The organism is Lysinibacillus sp. FSL K6-0057 (assembly GCF_038630885.1).
Taxonomy (GTDB): Bacteria; Bacillota; Bacilli; order Bacillales_A; family Planococcaceae; genus Lysinibacillus; species Lysinibacillus fusiformis_F.
On record NZ_CP152047.1, the window covers coordinates 2,099,098 to 2,120,164 of the forward strand.

Below are 21,067 nucleotides of genomic sequence, written 5' to 3' on the forward strand. Positions count from 1 at the left end.
CAGAGAAGGACGCGTTTATTTAGAAACGTGTCTTTTTCTTTTAAAGAGCCAGATTATTGAATAACATTCTTTTTGTAGAATTGGATATTTATGTTAAAGTTTTATAGTAGGAATGTTTCAAAGGGGGATATAATGAAGAAGTATATAAAAGGTTTAGTGCCTTGGATGTATTTGATGTTGTCTTTCATTGTACTATCTGGCTGCAATGTTCAAAAAGGTGGTAATCATTATTATTTATTATTGATGGGTGAAAGTGAAAGCTGGAATCTAACAGGTTATGAAATGGTTATAACACCAGAAGACTTTAAAGCCGGATTTGGGAATTTAAAGATGAAAAACGTCAATGAGTATATGACAGATTCCTTCCACTTTGAAGCGCATGTGGTTATAGATAATGATGATTCAGTGGTTCATACTAATTCAGCTACTGGTGAGATGAACATAGCAGAATATACAACTGGTGCTATTGAAGGCCCATACATCAATAAAAATGGTGACTTTGTTACACTTGAAGATATAAATGAGATTTATGTGGTCGTTGAATGGTGGGATATTAGTAAGAACGAAAGTATGAAAGAAAGAATAGATTTATTGAACAAATCTAAAAAAGAACAGTCCTTCTTGAACTAACTAAGGTTATAGTTGAATAACGATCTTCCACAATCGGACGCTTTTCTGAAATAGGAAAGCGTCTTTCTTCATGAGAAGGGGCATTATTTATGGGTAGATATACTATATGTAAGTATAAATGCTGTTGCATCAACTATTTGTGCTACTTGTAAAAATAATTGACCTCGCCAAAAGGTACGAACGTTGATTACACAACCTTCGTGCTTTTTTTGTGTATTCACAAATTTTTATTTGAAAACGTTATTTAGGTTAATTTTCTTATTGCACTAAAGAAGAGTCGCAAACTTCATCAGTTATTAATATAAAAAGGCTATTCGAAAAGTATTTTCAGAAGATTGAACAATTTTTTAGAAAACGAGCGTCTAAGTAGTAGGATGGAAACGAGGTGAGTTGTTGTTGGAACAAATCGTAGAACAATACGGTGAATATTTATATCATCTTAACTATTTATATATGAAGGATTTTCAGCTTGCAGAGGAAGTTACACAGGACGTCCTAATGAAGTATTTATTACATAAAGACGATTTCAGAAAAGATGCTTCATTGAAAACGTATTTAACGCGTATCGCTATTAATTGCTGTCACGATGAACTACGAAAACAAAAGAGAAAATCATTTATTTCAAAACTTTTACCACTAGGCAAAACTGAACCATCAGTGGAACAAACGTATATAGCAACTGAAGAATATACGACTTTAAAGGAAATTGTCTTCGCATTACCACTTCATTATAGGGAAGTCATTGTCCTGTTTTATTATGAAGAATTTGATGTTTCTGAAATTGCTAGTTTATTAAATGTCTCACAAAACACCGTTCGTACAAGGATTCGTCGAGCGAGAGAATTGTTGAAAACAAATCAGGAACTGGAGGCACTATTTTATGAAGGATTTTAAAGCCAAGCTAAAAGAAGAATTGCGACAAGATGCCCCATTTACAAATGATATAAAGCAACGCATATTGCAACCGAAACTAATAAAAAGAAAGTTGAACTGGCAGGTCGTCTCGGTATCTATTGCAGCTTGTTTCATTATTGGGTTCATGCTATTCGTTGAATTTTCTCAAAAGAATAGCCTACAAACCGCAAGTCAGCAAAATGTGCTACTACCGATTGTCGATGATGTTTCCTCTTTAGATATAATTGAGCCGAAATATGCCCATCTACTTGGGGAACAATGGATGCTGCATTTTTTGCCAATGATTATCGATAAGGCAGCCCCCATTACGTATGGAGATTTTATTGCCTTTTATGGAACGGATGGGCTTGTCGTTTCAACTGTATTAGGATTAGGTAATGATCATGTAACAATGAAGCAAGGGCAAATTTTAGTAGAGGAAACCCCATTAAAGGTTCATGGATTAAATGCGCAAATAAAAAAAGAGGATATCAATGACCCATTGAAGAATCCCTACTTTTTTCATAATTTTGGAACAAGGCCAGCGCCATTCAATGACAAATCGATTTCTGCGAAAGAAAAAGAAATGGTTGTTTATGACAGTGACGAAGGCCACACGATTATGAAAATTAGTGAGGGGCAATTAGTAGGTAAGGTCGTAGGATTCCAAAATTTTGAGCTAACATTTGAATTGACTGAACAGGAGCAGCAAGTTTTTAATGCCTTTAAAACGGATTATAATATTGAAAGGTTAAAAAATATGACACCACAAGCGATTACTAAAATGTTTTTATTGAGTGATATTGAAAAAGATTATGAAACATATGAAGCATTGTTTACAACAAATAGGAACGATGAAACAGAAAGTGTTCGCAGATATTATGAGAAAACGAAAATCGTACGTCAGGAATTGTTTACAAAGGAAATAAATCGTCTTATTATTGCAAACCTCTTTGCAGGGTTAGAAAATGCAGAGTTTGAGCAACAAACAGCTACAACAGGGGTTGTAAAATTTATTTCACTCGAAGGACAAAAAGAGCTAGGTATGGAGAAAAATGCCCAAGGAATTTGGCAGCCATCCTTTAGTAGAGGAATTTATTAGCTTTTATGCAAGGACATCAATTCACGCTAAAATGCTTGCGCTGATGTCCTGCTGATACTGTTTGGTCGACCTATGAAGCATAAACCTTCCCAATCCAACCCCATTCTCCAATATAGGAGAACCCTTTTTATAACAATCAGACGCGTTTATTTCGAAACGCGTCTTCTTTTATTGGGTCATGTAGATTGAATAAAGAGCAAAAATATATGTGGATTTTTATGGTAAAATATTTAGTGGGGTAGGGGATAGATTTTTTGGAAGAATATTTAAGAAAAGGGGTGTTCAAAGATGAAAAAAGTGTTCTCAGGCATTTTTCTTGTATTGATTCTCATCATGACTCCATCACCTACATATGCAGCCGATTTTCACATAAAAGTTGACGGTGTTACGATTGCATCCGATGTGAAGCCAGAAGTTAAAAGTAATCGGACAATGGTTCCTTTACGTGTAATTAGTGAAAATTTGGGGGCAAATGTTACATGGACGGATTCTCAAATCACGCTTACTAAAAACGATCTGCAGGTAATACTGAAACTTAATAGCAATAAAGTGGTAAAAAACGGTAAAACGGAACTGCTTGATGTAAAGCCGTACATGAAAAATAATCGTACTTTTGTTCCAATGCGTTTTCTTGCCGAAACATTTGGCAGCCATGTCACTTACAAAAACGGTACAGTAACGATTGAAACAAAGCCATTCTTTATTGATGGTATAAAAGTAAAAGCATTGCAATACGAATATCATATGACATTGGGCGGAGTCATACAGCAAATCAATGGGAATGGTTATAACGAAGCTATTTATAATACTTTTATAAAAAATAATGGAAGTAAAGTTGAAGCACCTGCTTATAATCCATGGGATTCTCATCCCATTCCAGTAGGGAACTATGATAAAAATGCGCAATATGATTTTTTAGATGAAGAGGGGAACAGTATCAAACGATTTGATATTTACTCTTCAACGGGGGACTTGGGCGGAGTTTTAGTGCATGATACTACTGAAAATTATTGGTATGTCTATAGTGATTCCTCAAGACTAGGCATACTCCAATTAATTGATAACGCCTCGTTGAACGGCTTTGTGACAGTTATAAGTAATACAGTTCCATAAGGTAAATAATAGTGTTTTGTGATAACGGGGTGTTGTACTTCAATAAGGAGTAGAATCTAGCCTCGTTTTTTACATCCATCATTAAAAGGTAGTAGAAATGAGGTTTGGAAGAATGGAAGAAAGTTTTACTTAGTTTACTTGAAATCATTGTAATCTTATCGATTGGTTTACTTTTCACAACTTCTATTTTAAGACCTATATACGAGAATTTTGGAATTCAATTTACAGGAAACGTATGGGTAAACTGGTTTGGACTCTCTTATATTTTATTCGTCTTATACTCGTTGATTGTTGGTTTGTTTATTTTTCGGGAAAATATTCTCTTTAAACAGCGACGTACATCAGTACTTTTTTGGCTCATTTTTATTGGTTCGAACTATGTAGTTTTTATCCCTTTTATAAAAGGTGAAAATCCATTCTGATACTTCTATATGGTTCACCAATCACAATTATTATCGAAATGAAGTATGATTAAAATCAAAAAACTGCATCCATTTAGATGCAGCCTATTTTTTTCTAATCAGTGTTTCACCAAGAGGGATTCCAACCACAACAACCAAAACCGTTAAAATTAACAGGGCTCTAAAAATAAAATAGGCAACTTGATCAAACATCGTATCTCTCCTTCTTTTTTACAATACCTACCTCATATTCCGAAAAATTAGTGTGATGCTTTTTATAATATAGTTTACGTCATTACAAGGTATGTATGCAGTTATTTTTAATATTTGTGGTCTTTACTTTAGTAAATGCATTAGAAAATTGAAGAATACAACATTGCATTAATTTCAATGATTCTATACCCGTTATACTAAAGAGTAAACCGATTAATATCTGCCGTGAAAGTAAGTGTCGAGTTGAACCCGACATTAGATGCTGAGGGTTGAAGTATCTCCTTGCCTACCTATTTCAGCCTTAGTTGAATAAGAATTTCACTTGCACATTATAACCCTTGTGATTGATACTGACATACCAAAATTCACAAGTAAATATTTCATTAACTCATATCATAAATAAGTGAGGTTCTGGTCTTTTTATGTAGAATTCGATAGTCAACGATACATACGTTAATTTAATGGAGGTTATGGTGATGAGAATAGCGAAGAAAATAGCCAAGTTAGTGGGGATTTTTCTAGCTATACTGGCTTTGTTTATAGGGATTGGATACGCTATTCTTGCGATTAATCCGTTAGGGAATAAACCAGGCAAGCCAGTTGCGGATATTGAACGCAAGGTGGAGATTTGGGGAGAAGAAGTGGCAGGGAATCATTCGGGAAGTAAGCTAGACGATATGACTATTAAGGGGAATCCTAATAGATTGCTAGCAACATTCAAATTTTCCACTGGCATTGTGGGGGAAGATTATAAAGATAATGAAGCGGCCATTGATACCTTTACCTATATCCATGAAATTGAAGGGGGCTATGAAAAATCAACCTATGAAGATGAGCCCTATCTGATTCCTTATACGGTAGCGAACAGTGACAGTGCTGTCATTATTATTCCAGGTGGTGGGTATGGCTTTAAGGAAATGGATGGTGGAACAGCGGAAGGAAAGGAAGTCGCTGTATCATTAAATAAGGCAGGTATTAACGCATTCGTTCTACACTATCGTTCCAATCCGTATGAGTGGCCTATTCCACAACTAGATGTTCAGCGAGCAGTCCGTTATCTACGTTATCATGCCAATGATTATGGTATCCATCCAGATCAAATTGGGTTGATAGGTTTTAGTGCGGGAGGCTATCAAACGGGTAGCTTTATTAACCTCATTCAGGGAGAAAATCTGTTTCCTGCTCGTTATCAGCCTGATGTCATCGATGCAGTTGATGATCAAGTAGCAGCCGCCGCGATGATTTACCCTGCATTGACGTATCGCTATAATGTGCCCATGCTCTTTGCCTCTTTTAATGATGAGGATGTCAGAAATCCAGAAAAGCGTGAAGAGCTCTTGAAGCAGACAGATTTATCTACGCATTTCCGAACAGCTCATATTCCACAATTTATTGCTTATGGGACAAAGGATTTAGCAATTGAGGTAAAAGGTCCACAGGAATATATTCAATCCGCACGAAACGCAGGTGCGGATGTGACTGTGATTGTAGCAGAAGGTCAGAATCATGGCTTTAAGCAAGAATACTATATGCGAGCGTATCTTGAATGGGTAAAGAAAATTTTCGATTCTTTATAATATGTCTTTGAAAGTGGTCAAAGATTTTAGTAAGTGCTATTTTATATTGTTTAAAGTAAAATAGTAGTAAGGCTCTTTAAAGTTGTTTAATTTCTATACATTTAAAAGGTATTTGTACTTAAAATTCATTAATAAAGTTGTTTAATTCTTATTGAACTAAAGCACCTGTTTCTTAAAGTGTAATATTTCAAAATCCTTCCTAAAAAAATATCGGACTATCTTTTTAGATTGATATATTAAAACTAAACTTTAAAATACTGTGTTACTAAATAGAGGTGTTATAGCTATAAAAATCTTCTTACCTACTTTATTACATCAATTACTAGGGGAATGGAACTACGGTATACTCAAGCCATCCGGTACGTTTTAATGTCCTTATATCTCTAAATTCTCCATCTTTTCCGACTTCAAAAAGAATATTGTTTTCTGGATAATCTTCATCTAAATAAGACACTGAATTTTGTTCGTAAGATACCACCTGTACATTTAAAAAATACTTCCCTTCACCCAACACTTTACTTTCTTTAAAATCGTTTAAAATATCACTAGCTTTCGGGATTGTATTGTTATTTTCGTAAATATTAAACTTATAATGAAAATTAATAACTGACTCCTTTTTCAAAGGATACAACGATTCATTTTCTTCGCTTGTTAGTGATGGTAATAATGAATCGGTGTCTATTTTTTCATTCTTTCTAAGGTCTTCAATTAGCCTTTCTTTTTGACCTTTTTCAATATTAAAAGCAAGATAATAATTTTTTGAAGATTCACCTGAAGGTTCATCCATTAAATGGTATTTTTCGACAATCTGATTAGACACCTTGATAAGTTCGGGATGTTGTTGTATATATGCTTCTTTAAATAGTTGTAAATAAACATCGTCACTATACTTAGGAATAAATTGATTTGTTTCTCGACTAAAGGCTAATCTGAGATTTACATGATAAGGTTTATAGATTTCTACATAACCATACTTACTTTCACCAAGCTCCCCATCATTTTTAGCACTTAGTATGTTGTAGTCCTTTATTCCGTAGTTTTCCAAATGATTTTCAACATTTTCTTCTACAAATTTTTTGGGGATTTCGCAGCCCGTTAACAAAAGGAGCAAAAAAGCAATTAGAATAGCAAGATTGTTTTTGAACAATTTAAAATACATAACCAAAACCTCTCATCAATTTTGATATTATTTCCTGTTAAATTCTCCATTTTATATAGTAACACCTTCTTGCACTAAACTGCACCGTTAGTGGAGGACGGATTTTTAAATAACTATATTATTTTTTAAATGACTTTATTGTAAATTAAACAACTTTATTATCTCTGCACATTATGGGATTAATTCAGAATATATTATTATGAAAACTTTATTGTAGTCATTTTATAATAATACTTGTATAAAACCTCCTTATATCCAATGTTTTATCAAATTAATAATACTTAAAATAAATCGGAAAATGTAAAAATTATAGAAAACTATTGTAACTGTTTATTTTTACCTATATTGTATAATGGAGGTGGGAAATTTAAAAGTATAGGAGGAAGAGAATGTTAAAAAAGTGTCTATAATTTTAATTCTGGCCCTTATAATTGGGGTAGGTGGCTATTATTATATAATTTTAGATAACAATTATATTGCTTCCCCAAAAGATGCAAAACTTGAAAGCGTAAATTTAAAAGAAAAAGGTTATACTTGAGGAAAATCTAATGGAACAGATATACCACTTAGTTATCGTTTGATAATTAAAAAAGCGGGATGGGAACAGGTGGGAATGGATGGTCATCATGTTGTCTATGAAAAGAATGGCAAATTAATTAATCTTACACTTGCTCCAAATTTTTTAGGTATTTTAGAGTTGAAAATTAAGTAAGTTGATTGTCAGAGTCTAAATAAAAATCTCTTAATCAAAAGGCACTTCCATTAAGAAATGGTTTATTTCAGACCATTATAATTACGGGGAGTGCTTTTTTCAATATATGGTGATGATTGAGTTATAAAAATGATAACTCTTCTTCAAGATGGATTATTTCATTCATATCTGTAATATCTAAAACATGTTCTATAATAAATTATATAGTAGAATACTACTATGAGAGTTATAAATGATAAAATAAGCTATAGAAATTTAATTAAAGAGGTGGTTGAATTGCCTTTTAGAAATATTTTAATTGTTGATGACCATATAGAAATTATAGAATTGATGACTGATTTTCTAGAAATGGAAAATTACATAGTTTATAGTGCTAAAAATGCTGAAGATGCAGAAACTCTGTTACGTCAAATGACAATAGATTGTATTATTTTAGACATCATGCTGCCTGGAACTGATGGCTTTACACTTTGCAAGAGAATCCGAAAAGAATCCGAGGTTCCTATTTTATTTTTAAGTGCCAATCATCAAACCGATGCAGATAAAATTAGAGGTCTTATGCTTGGAGCCGATGATTATATTGTCAAAACGGCAAGCCCAAGTGAAATCGTGGCAAGGGTCAAGGCAGTTGAAAGAAGAATAGCTATACATTCTCGGAAAGCTATAGATGTGCAGAGGGTTTTATCTATCGATCAACTTGAATTAAACCTAGACACGAGGTCAGTGAGGGTAGGACAACAAACAGTAGAGCTAACGACTATTGAGTTTGATTTATTATATTATTTTATGGAAAATGTGGGGATTGTGCTAACGTATGAGCAAATTATAGATAGAATATGGAATGACCATGTAACTGGATTTCACAGTGTGCGAGTCCATGTTGCAAAATTAAGAGAGAAGCTAGCTCCTTTCGATACAATTCCCAAGATAAAAACAATAAGATCCGTTGGTTACCAGTTGCATAAGGGAATGAGAGGATAAAAGATGCCAAAGATTAGCTTTAAGGCATTTATTACGTTTAGCCTAATTATTATTGTTTTCACGCCAATCCTTTTAGCAAAAACAGTTACACGCCTAACAGACGTGTATTCATCCAAAGAGAGTCAAATATTCGATTTGGACTTGTGGGTGCAGGACAATATAGTGAATGCAGATAAGACACAGTTCAATAAGGAAGAATGGAAAAGTCAATTAAAAAAGAAAGCCGAAGCAGATAAGCTTGATTTGTTCATTATTTTTGCAGATGATGAATTGCTTTATACTGAAGGAATGAAGGAATCTGAAAATACTCAGCTTCATGAAGAGGGTCAAGCCCTTCCAGGAAATCTCGAAAGAAAATCTAATTTAAATCTAGTTCCATACAATGTTTATTCAGATGATTCGTTCATTGCAACGGTATATATTAGCTATTCTATACCTGCAGATGAACAAATTCAAAGTACGAATTACGACTTTGTCTTTTATATGGGTGCATTTTCTCTAGTATCGATACTCTATATAGTATTTCTGCAAGTAAATTTAATGAAACCATTACGTGCTATTAATAAATCTTCACAACTTATATCGAATGGAACATATAGCATAGATTTGCCAAGTTCCAACATTAAAGAAATGAGCTATACGACTCATGCCTTTATTGAAATGACCAAAAAACTCAAATTATCAAAGGAAACGAACGAAAGACTAGAAGATGAAAGAAAGCTCTTTGTGTCTTCCATTGTTCATGATTTAAGGACCCCCATTTTTTCATTGCGAGGTTATTTGGAAGGCTTAATAAAAGGGATTTTTAAAAATGAACAAAAGAAAACGCAATATTTAGAAATGAGTATGAAACAAGCAAATCACTTGAATGAATTGGTCACGTCTTTGGCTAATTATGCAAATATTGAAGGGAAAATTAAACTCGAAGAAATAACGGAATTTCAAGTTAATGATTTGGTACAGGATTTAAAGCAGATGTTGTTTTATAACCTTTCAGAGAAAAAACTTACGCTAGAAGTAAATAATCGAACAAGTCAGCCCATTGCTGGTGATTATATATTGCTAAAAAGAGCATTTGAAAATGTACTTATTAATTGTATTCGCCATAGTCCACCAACAGAGAAAATAGAAGTATTCATTAGAGAAAGAGATAGTTTTATAGAAACAATTATTTTAGATAATGGAAAGGGGTTTGTAGAAAAGGATCTTACATACATATTTAAACCTTTATATAAAGGAAATGAAGAAAAGTTTAGTGCTGATCAAAGAATGGGATTAGGTTTAACTATTGCACAGGTTATTGTTCAGAAGCATAGTGGCATAATTCAAGCCGCAAATGATGAGGAAAAAGGGGCAAAGATTGTTATAAAGATACCTAAAAATATCATCGAATAATAGGATTAGAAAAAAATGAAGGAAATTGCTTCCTTCATTTTTTTGTGGATTGTTATTTTTTTCAAATCATTGAAAGGGAATGTATAGGTATACCTAGTTATTGTTGTATAGAAGGATGATATTTCTTGATAAAGTCTTGATAATAGATAGATAGAAAATTGATTTACCTTGGCTATAATTCTTACAAGAATAAGAAGGAGGAGATAAAAATGTCTGTTCTTAGCGTGAGAGGACTCTCTAAGATATATGGTCAAGGTCAAAGTCAAGTAAAGGCATTAAATCATATTGAATTAGAAATTGAAAAAGGCGAATTTGTCGCAATAATGGGGACAAGTGGTTCTGGAAAATCGACCCTTTTAAATATGATATCTGGGCTAGATACTTATGATCAAGGAGAAGTTCTGATAAGTGGTGAAAATATAAAGGGGTATTCAGACCACGAATTGACTCGTTTACGTAGAGAAAAAATAGGATTTATTTTTCAATTATTTAATTTAATTCCTGTATTGTCCGTTATAGAGAATGTTACCCTCCCAGCAATGCTAACTATAAAGAATAAGAAAGAATTAGAAGAAAAAGCGATTGACTTGTTGCATTTGGTTGGTCTAGGTTCTTTTATACAATCTAAGCCTACTGTATTATCTGGCGGTCAACAACAAAGAGTAGCGATAGTGAGAGCACTTATAAATGACCCGGAATTAATTCTAGCAGATGAACCTACTGGTAGCCTTGATTCGAAAACCTCTAAAGCCATGATGAGTATTCTACGTAACTTCTGTGAGGAATTGGGACATACGTTAATTGTAGTAACACATGATGCAAATGTAGCTGCTTATGCTAATAGAGTTATTTTCATGCATGATGGTAAAATCTGCGATACGTTAAATTTAAAAAACTCAAGCTTGAAGGATAATGAAGTAGTTAGGATCATTGCCTCTAAGATTGAGGAACTAAGCTTATGAGATTATTTATTAAAGCAGCTATTAAATCATTATTCAACCATAAGGCCAGAAACGCATTCTTAGTTTTAGGTATTTCGCTAGGCGTTGCTCTAATTGTAATTGTGCAAATAATATTAGCTAGTTTACAAGAATCAAATGAACAGACAATCAAAGATTTACATGGCGATTTTGACCTAGTAGTTGGTTATCAAGATAGTCATAAGTCACTTAATAAATCAGAGATTGATATGATAGAGACGATAGAAGGAGTGGAGAAAATAAGTCCCTTCCTATATCCATACTTAAACAAAGAAGAAGAGTATGATATGTGGAGCGAACCAACTTACATTGGTTTTAACGATGATGAGCTGGCTTATGAATATCCATTTGTATCATTAAAATCTGGTAATTTCCCTAAAGCAGAAGAAGCTTTAATTTCTCCCGCATACGCTAAATTAAATAATTTGCAAATTGGCTCCACGATAGAAATGAATTTTCCACCACAAGGGAAAAGAGAGGTTACGGTATCGGGAATTAGTGAAGAGCATGAAGGCTTAACGAATATGGTCATTCTCGACTTTCATTGGCTTCAAGAAGTTACTTTAAACGATGGAATAACAACCGCATTGATTATTAAGTTAAATGATATTGAAAAGAAATCGGATGTTGTTCAAGAATTGAGAGAGCTTAACCATGATTTTTTTATTGATAATCGATTAGAGATTGATAATGAACGTAATAATATGGGAGGGCTTGGACCATTTGTTAAAGGGCTTAATATTGCCATTTACCTAATAAGCGCATTGATACTTATTAGCACAATGAGTATGTCCATTCAAGAAAAACAAAAGGAACTTGCAACGCTACGCCTATTAGGTTTTGAGAAAAAACACATTATGTTTTTAGTTTTAATTGAAACGATGATAGTAGGATCAGTTTCTTTAGCAGTGGGAATCCTTCTTGGTATTCTAATTCCTTTTCTTACATTTGATGTATTTTTAGGACTAATGAATATTCCAAATGCCGGTATTGTACTGCCCTACCATGATGTATTATTTAGTTTGGGGATTTTTACAGTAGTCATTTTTTTATCTTCACTCATTCCTGGCTATATAGCAAGTCTTTCTCCACCAATTGTTGTTTATAGAGGTGTGAAAACCACTCAAGGTATTACTAAAAGGTATTTCATGATTAGTTTGTTGTATGCAGTATTTATAACTATTTTATTTGCTCTTAATCAATGGCATTGGCAATCAAGGTTTATATATGTTATTAACGCAGTTTCGTTTATAGCGTTAATATTTGTTACGATCCCTCTAATGTTTGTGTTATTTGAGAAAGGAATAAGTCTGTTAGATCGAAAATTAAAGGTTAGAGCAGAAGGCTTATTAGCTACGAAAAATTTATTAAGGCAATTAGGCAGAAATGTGCAAATCTCTATTATTTTCACTTTAGGGGTTATTATCTCTATTATAGGAATGGTGGTATTAACAAGTGTCAAAGCGAACACAACTGAAACAATCATGGATACTTACCCAAATGATTTAAAATTAGTGTCTGTGGGATCAGAAATAGAAGAGGGATTTCCATTTTCATTCTATGACCTTGTCAGTGAGAGCCCTAATATAGAGGCGCATTTTTACACAAATGTAAAGCTGTTTGATACGATGAATCTCCCTTCAAAAGAAGGCGAAGTGATACTAGCTCTTAGTGGGACTGATTTACAATACAGCTTAGATAAAAATGAAGTTAAGATAAAGGATGGTATTCATCTAGAGGAAGAGTTGAGTCCTAACGGCGTTATGATAACAGAGTCTACTTCAAAGAAATTAGGATATCATTTAGGCGATGTAATAGAGGCTGATATGTCTGAAAATATGGATGAAGTGGATAAGAAAGAATTTATCGTAGAAGGTATTATAACCAATTCAGAGCATATGAGTGACGACTACAAAGTATTCACTACTAAAAAAAATATGGAAGATATGTTTCAGATTCATACTCTTCATAGCGTAGAGATGAATATAACATCAGATATAGATAAACAAGAAACAATGGAAGAAGTTCAATCACTGATCCAACAACCGCAGTATGCTAATACTATTTTATATAATAGGGCAGAAGAATTGAATGACCTAGAAGAACAATTGTTGCAGCGCTTTTTCATTTTATTTCTAGCAGTAGGATTAATTATTATATTTACCATCATCGGGTTAATGAATAGTATAGCCAGTAGTATTAAGGAAAGAATCCAAGAATTAAGTATGCTACGTGTACTTGGTTATACGAAGAAAAGATTATTTGCGTTATTATTGCTTGAAGGAGCCCTTTTAACGGGAACAGTTGGAATATTTGCAGTAGGTTTATCCATGATTTCCACATACTGTTTGCTTCAAAGTTTAAATGCTACAACATTTCGGTTAATGCCCTCACTACTAGGAGGTATAATTGTTCTTTCTCCATTAGTAGGTGTGGCGGCAGTTTTATTTCCTACTCTGTGGGCAACCAGGCAAGATCTAATGAAGGGATTACGCTAGAAAGTATAGCTTTTAAATATTTTTTATAACAGTCTAAATTCAAGAAAAATAAGAAAAGTGGAGGATGACTATACCTCCACTTACTTGGACTTGATGATTCCATCAGCAACACTCTCCATAATAATAAGGTCTCACCATTTCATTCTGCTATCAACATGGTTCAATCGTACACATGGTTTATACTTAAACGGAGTTTGGAATTTAGTTCTAATCTGTCAGGATTGTAAAAGAGGAGAAGTTAATGGGAAGTTTGCTTGACTACCTGAAAACCAACTTTTACAACGATTGTATAAGCATAATGAGTATCTAATCGAAAGTAATCATCTGCTAAAAGAAATGATAATTATGCGAACAAGAATAATCCGCAACAAAGAGCAAATTAACGACAGGGGCACGGTTCCTATATTTAGGTAGGTGACATCAAACCTGTTGTACTAACATGAATTGAAGTTATTTACGAAACTACATGATTAATATTATTGTGATGGTAAATATGTCCCCTAAGAAAATAGGAAACCAAAGGGACTAAAATATTTTTGTTGGAGTAAAACTGCTATTCAGCTTTTGTTATTTTGTGTGAAGGTAATGAACCTATAAACGTATCATAAATTTTGATATTTATAGCACTTTCAATATTAACAGTAAGTGACCACATTCTAACAGGTGAAGTAACATCATCTGTTAGAACGCCAAACTACATTCATCGATATGTTGAAAGTAGAATTGTTAGTTATTGTGGGAATTTAAAACTAATTTTACGTTCTTTTTTATCCCAAATAAGGTGGGCATTAAAAGTTTTTTCGCCTTTTTTAAAGCCTTTTATCAAGTCTGTTTCACCAGTTGCCAAGAGTTTTTTTATATTCGATTGTGAAATAGTTTTTCTTAAAAGTTTCTTTGAAACCGAGAATTTACAATTAGCTGTTTTATAATTTGAACACCCATAAAAAGTGCCATGATCTATGATTGACCCTTCGCAAAGGATACATTTCCCAACAACTGTTTTTTCTTTTTTATATTTTTTATTATATGGATTATTTGCAGTGATTTTATCTACTACATTTTGATTAAATGCCCATTCCTTTTCACGCTTGTTAGCATCTGAAATCAATTTGTCAGCAAGCTTTTTTATTTGTTCCATAAATGCTTTAGGAGAAGCGTTGCCGTCACCTATTTCAGATAGTCGTTGCTCCCATTTGGCTGTCATGGAAGGGGACGTTAAGATACTTTCACCCAGTGCCTCAATTAGTAATATACCTTTAGTCGTTGCAAAGACTTGGTTTTTCTTAACTTCGATATAGTTTCGATCTTTTAATGTACCAATAATTCCAGCGCGTGTAGCTTCAGTACCTAATCCTTCCGTTTTCGATAAGACCTTTTCTAATTCTACATCTTCCAAATGTTTACCAGCTGTTTTCATTACGGTAATCAAATTACCTTCAGAATAACGATTTGGTGGTTGGGTTTCACCTTTCTTTACGTTCGCTTTCGCAACGATACCTTGCTCATTTTCATGTAATGGAGGGAGCAGTTCATCTTTGTCTATAGGTGAGTTATCTTTAGAATGATAAATAACCTTACGCCAACCTTCTTCCATTAGCACTTTGCCCTTAGAGATAAATTCTGCACGTTTATCGACAAGGGAATGAATCGTTGTATAAGAAAATATGGCATTGTTGTAATGTGCTGCAATGACTTGTCTTGCAACTAAATCATAAATCTTTTCTTCTTCTGTACTTAGCTTTGCTACGTCTGGTATTTGCTCTGTAATAATAATTGCATGGTGATCGGTTACTTTTTTGTCATTCACATATCTTTTATTATTCATAATTGTACTTGTCGGTGGCGGAAGAAGACCTTTATATTTATTAATTTTACTTAAATGCTCTAGTATCTTTGGTAGTGTTTTTGCTTCTTCATTCGTTAAAAATTGTGAATCAGATCTTGGATAGGAAACTACGCCCTTTAAATAAAGTTTTTGCAAAATATCCAGTGTATTTTGTGGTGAGAATTTATAGGCCTTGTTTGCTGTAGCTTGTAATGCAGATAAGTTGAATAACAATGGAGGAGCGTATTCCTTTGTTTCTCTTTTAATACTATTAATTTCTACATTTTTATTGATACAGAAATTAGCAATCGCAATAGCTTGTCGTTCCTCTTGAACCCTTGAAATGTTATCTTTATGCCATTTTGCTTTTAACATTTTTCCATCAAAATTAAACTCTGTTTCCACTTCCCAAAATGGTTCTGATTTAAAATTCGCAATTTCATGTTCTCTCTTTACTATTAGTGCAAGTGTAGGTGTTTGTACACGACCAATTGAAAATACATCTTTCACGCCATTTCGTTTGAGGAGTACCGTGTATAATCTGGATGTGTTGATGCCAATTAGCCAGTCTGCACATGAACGACTTAGTGCTTCAAAATATATATCGCGTGTTTTCTCTTCTGGTAGTAAATTTGCAAAACCGTTTTTTACAGCGTTTTCTGTTAAAGATGATATCCATAGACGTTTCATCGGTTTATGAACACCGCATACTCTTAAAATGGTGCGGATAATCAATTCACCTTCACGCCCAGCATCACCACCAATAATGATTTCTTGAATGTCTGGTCTTTTTACTAAACTTTTAATCACATTAAATTGTTTATACTTTGACTTAGTCACTTTATATTCAAATCGATCTGGAATAATCGGTAATGTTTCTAATGTCCATTTTTTCCATGTAGGATTATATTCTTCAGGGGCTTTCAGTTCACATAGATGTCCAATTGCCCATGTTATTAGTGCTCCACCTGGAAAGTATGTGTTTGGCTTCACTTCAAAATAACCAGATTTTTTTGTAAAAGAAAAGGGGGCAGCTAATTTTGCAGCTTGGTCTGGTTTTTCTGCAATTACTATTTTCATATACTCTTCTCCTATTAATAATAATTACAACTTCTTGTATTATAATTATAAATGAAATTTCAATATTACGGTTATTTTAATATTGTGTCCATCTTTTACTAGAAAATCTAGTTATGTTGACTAATAATTTGGACTTTTATACATATTAATTAGGTCCAAAATAATTAAGTCCATTTTTATGTAGATAACGTACCGATTCACAGCTCATTACACATAATGAGTTTGCCTATTTAAATGAATCATTGGCAAACTATCAGCAACTCGTGGGAAAATCATTTCATGCGATCAATCGAGGGAAGAACAAGCGCTATGTCGATAGTGCCAATGTTGGGGAGCACTATGCGATTATTCCAACGAAAAAAATACCGACAGCAAAAGCGTTACAATCCATGAATGCTGATGAACGCAATATTTATTTTGAAATCCTCAATACGACACTCGCCATGTTTCATCAGGATTATGAATACGATGAAAAAACGGTCATAGCGTAGGAAAAAAACTAACGGAAAAAAACATTCATGATTTATGTAAGAGTGGGAAAACAGCTGTGATGAAAGGCTTTAAATCAAAGAATGGCAAACAATTTAATGCGGCACTCCGTTTGGTAGAAGGAAAGATTGAATTTGAGTTTAATGAAAAGTAAAAGCGGATTTTTTAGCTGGAAGTATCGTTTTTGAAGGCTATCTCCATTCAAAGGACTTCCAACATGCTATCCTATTTTTATGCGATAGTTAGCTATTTAAGCGAATAAATCACCTGAAATTACAAAAGGAGTAATGTGATGACGACTATTAAAGAAATTGGAAGCTTATGTATTACGGATAGTGATGGATACATTATAAATCATGCAGATTGGCATAAAATCAGCCCTATTTTTCTGCCTGTCATCAACGATGTGGTTCATACGTATCGCACCCTTCTTCAAGATGACCTACATAGCATATACATAAGGGGATCGATTCCAAAAGGTATAGGTATTGAAGGAGTAGCTGACTTAGACACAATAGCGATTACCAAGCAAAACCCTAATAAACAGCAGTTGAAGCGGATAAAAGAAGTAGAACAAGCATTAACTCAGCACCATCCTTGTGTAGATGGGATTGAGCTAAGTGTGTTCTGCAAAGAAGCGATTTTCAATACGGCATCTTTTTCAATCATTAGTTTCATCCTCCAAACCCATAGTATATGTGTGTTTGGAGAGGATTTAATACCTCAATTACCAAGATATAAAGCGAACGAAGCTTTAGCGAATGACCACCTTATTCATTTACAGGGGCAAATTAAAAATGCCTGTGATGACCTTCAAGATAATTCGGATCGTGAGGATATAAAGGATTGTTGCAAGTGGATTATGAAAATTATAGTAAGAGCAGGACTTGCACTTGTCATAACGAAGGAAAACGCCTATACAAGGGATTTATACCCCGCTTATAAACGGTTTTCGAAATATTTCCCTGACAAGGAAAGCGACATGAGAAGGGCACTTGAATATGCGATAACACCCACAACAGATACAAACGTATTGTTATTGTTTTTAAATGAATTTGGCGCGTGGATGGTTAGTGAAGCTGATAAATGGTTACATTTCTATAACCCTACTAGAGAATTAAACATGAAAATCGTATAACTTCCGAGACAAATGGAAAAAGGTAATCACGTATGCGTTGTGATTACCTTTTCATGTTGTTGAAAAAAGATGATGTCAACGGCAGAAAAAGCAACTTTGCAAGGCGAGGGGTTGATTTCCGTTCCGCCAGCGTCCTTTCAGGGGGCGTCCGAGGAGCCGCTTCACTCACTTACGTTCGCTCCAGGGTCTCCTCTGTGACGCTAAATCCCCTAGGAGTGACGCTGGCTCCACTCCAATCAACCATTCTGCAAAGTGTCTTTACTTTTTTCATAGTAGCGATCAAATCGCCCATTATCTGTATTCTTAGAGGGGATAAGCTCTTATTGGGGAAGTGATGCGTGACAACACCTCTTCATAAAACCTACACTTTATTTGAAAACCTTTGCTAAAAAGGTAACACTTTTGTGGATTGGAGTGGAAGCTACTTGACCATAGCCGTGTCCTTAGTGATTTCCTTTATTCGTGGGTTCATATTTCTCTTATCAAGGTATAGATAAGTACACTTGATAAAGGAGGTCCAGCAAAATGAAACCAGAAAATATTCAATTACTTGCGCCACTTTTTCAGATACTTGGGAAAAATGAAGTAAAAGAGGTGGGTAGATTATCGGGTTTTATTCAACGCGAGCGTTCGTTTAGTGCGGCACAATTTTTACACTTTCTGTTTTTGAAAAAGAGTGAGATTATCAGTGATTCGCTTGAAACGCTTTGTACGGACTTGGCGGAGCAGGATATATTTATGACGAAATCGGCTCTTAATAAACGCTTTGATGAACGGGCTGTTACTTTTTTGGAAACCATTTTTGGACGATTATTCAAAACGCAGCTTCAACTCGCCTTCCCCAAGCTAACGGGATACACATTTACTCGAATACGTATTTTAGATAGCACAACGATCAAATTGCCAGATGCCTATCAGGGAAATTTTCAGGGTGTCCATTGTTCGTCTGTTAAAGTGCAAGTGGAGTTTGATTATTTAACCCAACAGCTACTTTATTTTGATTTAATGAACGGACGTGATGCCGATAATCCAGCAGGAATGACGCGATTACCTTTGATTCAGGAGAGAGAACTGGTTCTACAGGATTTAGGCTATTTTCAATTCGATTTTTTTAAAAAGGTGCACGCAAAAGGTGCTTTCTATATCACAAAAACGAAAAAAGATACGCAATTGTTTGTCGAAGTAAGTCATCCACCTCGTCATCCAAATGGGAAATTGATTGAAAGTCGCCGTTACAAACAAATTCATTTAGAAGAAATCGCATTAGATATGGTACGTGGCGAATACAAAGAGTGGTCCCAATTATTTGTAGGACGACACGAAAAAATGCCTGCACGTTGTATTCTCTATCGCCTCTCAGAGGAACAGGAAAAAGAGCTACACAAGCGGGAAAAAAGAAGGCGTCAAAAGAAACAAGGGCAAGTCCATAAAAATGAAGTAGAACAAATACCTGGAGTGGTCATCTATTTAACAAATGTACCAGAGGATATGCCAGCAAGTGAAATTCATGAACTTTACCGATTACGCTGGCAAATCGAGCTCTTATTTAAAACATGGAAATCAGATTTAGAAGTCGATAAGGTGAAGATTGAACGATGGTTATGTCATTTCTATCTTCAAAGTATTGTGCTTTTATTGACTGAAATGATCATGGGAATGATGAGAAATGATCTGTGGGTGACAAGAAAACGGAGGATTAGTGAAAGAAAGACGGTCCGGTTGATTGCGAAACAAATAAATCGACTTTTAAAAAGTATGTGGCATTCGAAAAAACAGCTATATGTCTATTTCGATACGCTCACCCGAAACGTTTCGTCATTTTGCCTAAAGTGTAAAAAACGCAAAACTTCTTAAAAGTCGATGTAAACCCAATATTTGGATGGATAATTTGTATAGTTTATTTAGTGAGGCCATTTTTCCCTCACTCCTTGTGTAATACCCATTTTAAACAGAAGATAAACACACGAAAATCTGGCATAGGATGTCTGATGTTTTCTTAAGGACACGGCTATGGCTACTTGACTCCCGTGGGATAGCGAGACAGGCAAAACTCTAAACGGAGCGATAGCGGAGGAAGCGATTCGGCGCTCGCCCATAGGAAAGCAAGTAGCCTGCAACGGAAATTCTTTCTACCTTTCAATTGACTGTTTTGTTTTTCAACACTAAGAAAAGGTAATCACCTATGCGTTGTGATTACCTTTTTTTGTTAAATGAAAATTTGATGTTCTGCTTTATCTTTCAAAAGGGTTATCAATATAAGGGCCTTTAATGGTAATACGCATTAACTGGGTCGCCATGAATTTTGGTGTATAGGGCATATCATTTTCTAGCCACCAGACAATTACTTCAAGAAAGGCAGCCGCATAAAAACGGACGGCCATTTCGCGGGGCACGGTCAGCTTTTGATCGTCAGGCTCCATACTTTGAATGCCGCTTGATATAAAATTGATAATAATGTCTTTTAGGCCATCAGAGAAATAAGGGATATTTTTTTCTGTGAGATAGACCTTGTATAGCTTACTATTCAGCGCTATTTGTTCAAATAAATGCATAAATGTCTCGTGAGGTTGGTCATAATTCGGTAATAAATCAAAGTCCTTCTTCTCTTCAAAGGTAGGATGGATACTACTTACAAGCTCATGTAAGGTTTCTTCTGAGCTTTGATAAAGAAGGTCTAGTTTATCACGGTAATGTAAATAAAAAGTGGCACGGTTTAATGTAGCCCGTTGAGTAATATCTTGTACCGTAATTTTTTCATAGCCTTGTTCATCAATTAATTCCACGAGTGCATCTCTTAATAACTGGCGCGTTCTGATGACGCGAGGGTCCATTTTTTTCGACATTTTTAAGCTCCTTGTATTAAATTTTCTATTTTAACAA

The 21,067-nt window shown here is 34.3% G+C and carries 15 protein-coding genes and 1 pseudogene; 13 read left to right on the plus strand and 3 right to left on the minus strand.

All coding sequences use genetic code 11. The annotated features are described in order from the left end of the window. Positions 1–132: 132 nt before the first annotated feature. The 5 genes from MHB40_RS10015 (at position 133) to MHB40_RS10035 (ending at position 5,930) form a co-directional block, all read left to right on the plus strand. The gene (locus MHB40_RS10015) at positions 133–630 is read left to right on the plus strand and encodes a hypothetical protein (protein WP_342534459.1); all 498 of its coding nucleotides are present in this window, start codon (positions 133–135) and stop codon (positions 628–630) included. A gap of 396 nt (positions 631–1,026) precedes the next feature. After that, complete coding sequence (locus MHB40_RS10020) at positions 1,027–1,524, plus strand: sigma-70 family RNA polymerase sigma factor (RefSeq protein WP_342534460.1); 498 nt, start codon at positions 1,027–1,029, stop codon at positions 1,522–1,524. After that, the gene (locus tag MHB40_RS10025; RefSeq protein ID WP_342534461.1) at positions 1,511–2,626 is read left to right on the plus strand and encodes a hypothetical protein; all 1,116 of its coding nucleotides are present in this window, start codon (positions 1,511–1,513) and stop codon (positions 2,624–2,626) included. Before MHB40_RS10020 ends, MHB40_RS10025 begins: the two co-directional genes overlap by 14 nt. 288 nt (positions 2,627–2,914) lie before the next feature. Continuing rightward, positions 2,915–3,739: a copper amine oxidase N-terminal domain-containing protein gene (locus tag MHB40_RS10030; RefSeq protein WP_342534462.1), complete on the plus strand. Its 825-nt coding sequence runs from the start codon at positions 2,915–2,917 to the stop codon at positions 3,737–3,739. 1,090 nt (positions 3,740–4,829) lie between these two features. Beyond that, positions 4,830–5,930, plus strand: a complete 1,101-nt coding sequence (locus MHB40_RS10035; RefSeq protein ID WP_342443361.1) for an alpha/beta hydrolase — start codon at positions 4,830–4,832, stop codon at positions 5,928–5,930. 322 nt (positions 5,931–6,252) lie between these two features. Here the strand turns inward: MHB40_RS10035 and MHB40_RS10040 are convergent, their stop codons facing one another. Beyond that, on the minus strand, positions 6,253–7,089 hold the full coding sequence (locus MHB40_RS10040; protein ID WP_342534463.1) for a hypothetical protein: 837 nt from the start codon (positions 7,087–7,089) through the stop codon (positions 6,253–6,255). A 577-nt stretch (positions 7,090–7,666) separates the two neighbouring features. Between MHB40_RS10040 and MHB40_RS10045 the strand changes: the two genes are divergently transcribed. The 5 genes from MHB40_RS10045 to MHB40_RS10065 all read left to right on the plus strand — a co-directional run bounded on the left by MHB40_RS10045 (position 7,667) and on the right by MHB40_RS10065 (position 13,655). After that, entirely contained in the window at positions 7,667–7,801 is a 135-nt protein-coding gene (locus tag MHB40_RS10045; protein WP_342534464.1) for a hypothetical protein, read from the plus strand. Positions 7,802–8,020: 219 nt separating this feature from the next. Further along, positions 8,021–8,782, plus strand: a complete 762-nt coding sequence (locus MHB40_RS10050) for a response regulator transcription factor (RefSeq protein ID WP_342443364.1) — start codon at positions 8,021–8,023, stop codon at positions 8,780–8,782. A 162-nt stretch (positions 8,783–8,944) separates the two neighbouring features. Then, positions 8,945–10,177: a HAMP domain-containing sensor histidine kinase gene (locus MHB40_RS10055; RefSeq protein WP_342443365.1), complete on the plus strand. Its 1,233-nt coding sequence runs from the start codon at positions 8,945–8,947 to the stop codon at positions 10,175–10,177. 209 nt (positions 10,178–10,386) lie between these two features. Beyond that, on the plus strand, positions 10,387–11,139 hold the full coding sequence (locus MHB40_RS10060) for an ABC transporter ATP-binding protein (RefSeq protein WP_342443366.1): 753 nt from the start codon (positions 10,387–10,389) through the stop codon (positions 11,137–11,139). After that, the gene (locus tag MHB40_RS10065; RefSeq protein ID WP_342534465.1) at positions 11,136–13,655 is read left to right on the plus strand and encodes an FtsX-like permease family protein; all 2,520 of its coding nucleotides are present in this window, start codon (positions 11,136–11,138) and stop codon (positions 13,653–13,655) included. The genes MHB40_RS10060 and MHB40_RS10065 overlap by 4 nt, the downstream gene beginning before the upstream one ends. Before the next feature lie 730 nt (positions 13,656–14,385). On the opposite strand, the gene MHB40_RS10070 is transcribed toward MHB40_RS10065, so the two are convergent. Next, on the minus strand, positions 14,386–16,560 hold the full coding sequence (locus MHB40_RS10070) for a DNA topoisomerase III (protein ID WP_342534466.1): 2,175 nt from the start codon (positions 16,558–16,560) through the stop codon (positions 14,386–14,388). A 200-nt stretch (positions 16,561–16,760) separates the two neighbouring features. Here MHB40_RS10070 and MHB40_RS10075 point away from each other — a divergent pair. The 3 genes and pseudogenes from MHB40_RS10075 to MHB40_RS10085 all read left to right on the plus strand — a co-directional run. Further along, positions 16,761–17,051, plus strand: a pseudogene (locus MHB40_RS10075) (DNA topoisomerase); the annotation flags it as partial. Positions 17,052–17,341: 290 nt separating this feature from the next. Beyond that, complete coding sequence (locus MHB40_RS10080) at positions 17,342–18,187, plus strand: nucleotidyltransferase (protein WP_342534467.1); 846 nt, start codon at positions 17,342–17,344, stop codon at positions 18,185–18,187. 525 nt (positions 18,188–18,712) lie between these two features. Further along, a complete protein-coding gene (locus MHB40_RS10085) occupies positions 18,713–20,041 on the plus strand; it encodes an IS4 family transposase (protein WP_342534468.1) in 1,329 nt (442 codons plus the stop codon). A 377-nt stretch (positions 20,042–20,418) separates the two neighbouring features. On the opposite strand, the gene MHB40_RS10090 is transcribed toward MHB40_RS10085, so the two are convergent. Continuing rightward, positions 20,419–21,030, minus strand: a complete 612-nt coding sequence (locus tag MHB40_RS10090; protein WP_342534469.1) for a TetR/AcrR family transcriptional regulator — start codon at positions 21,028–21,030, stop codon at positions 20,419–20,421. Positions 21,031–21,067: the final 37 nt, after the last annotated feature.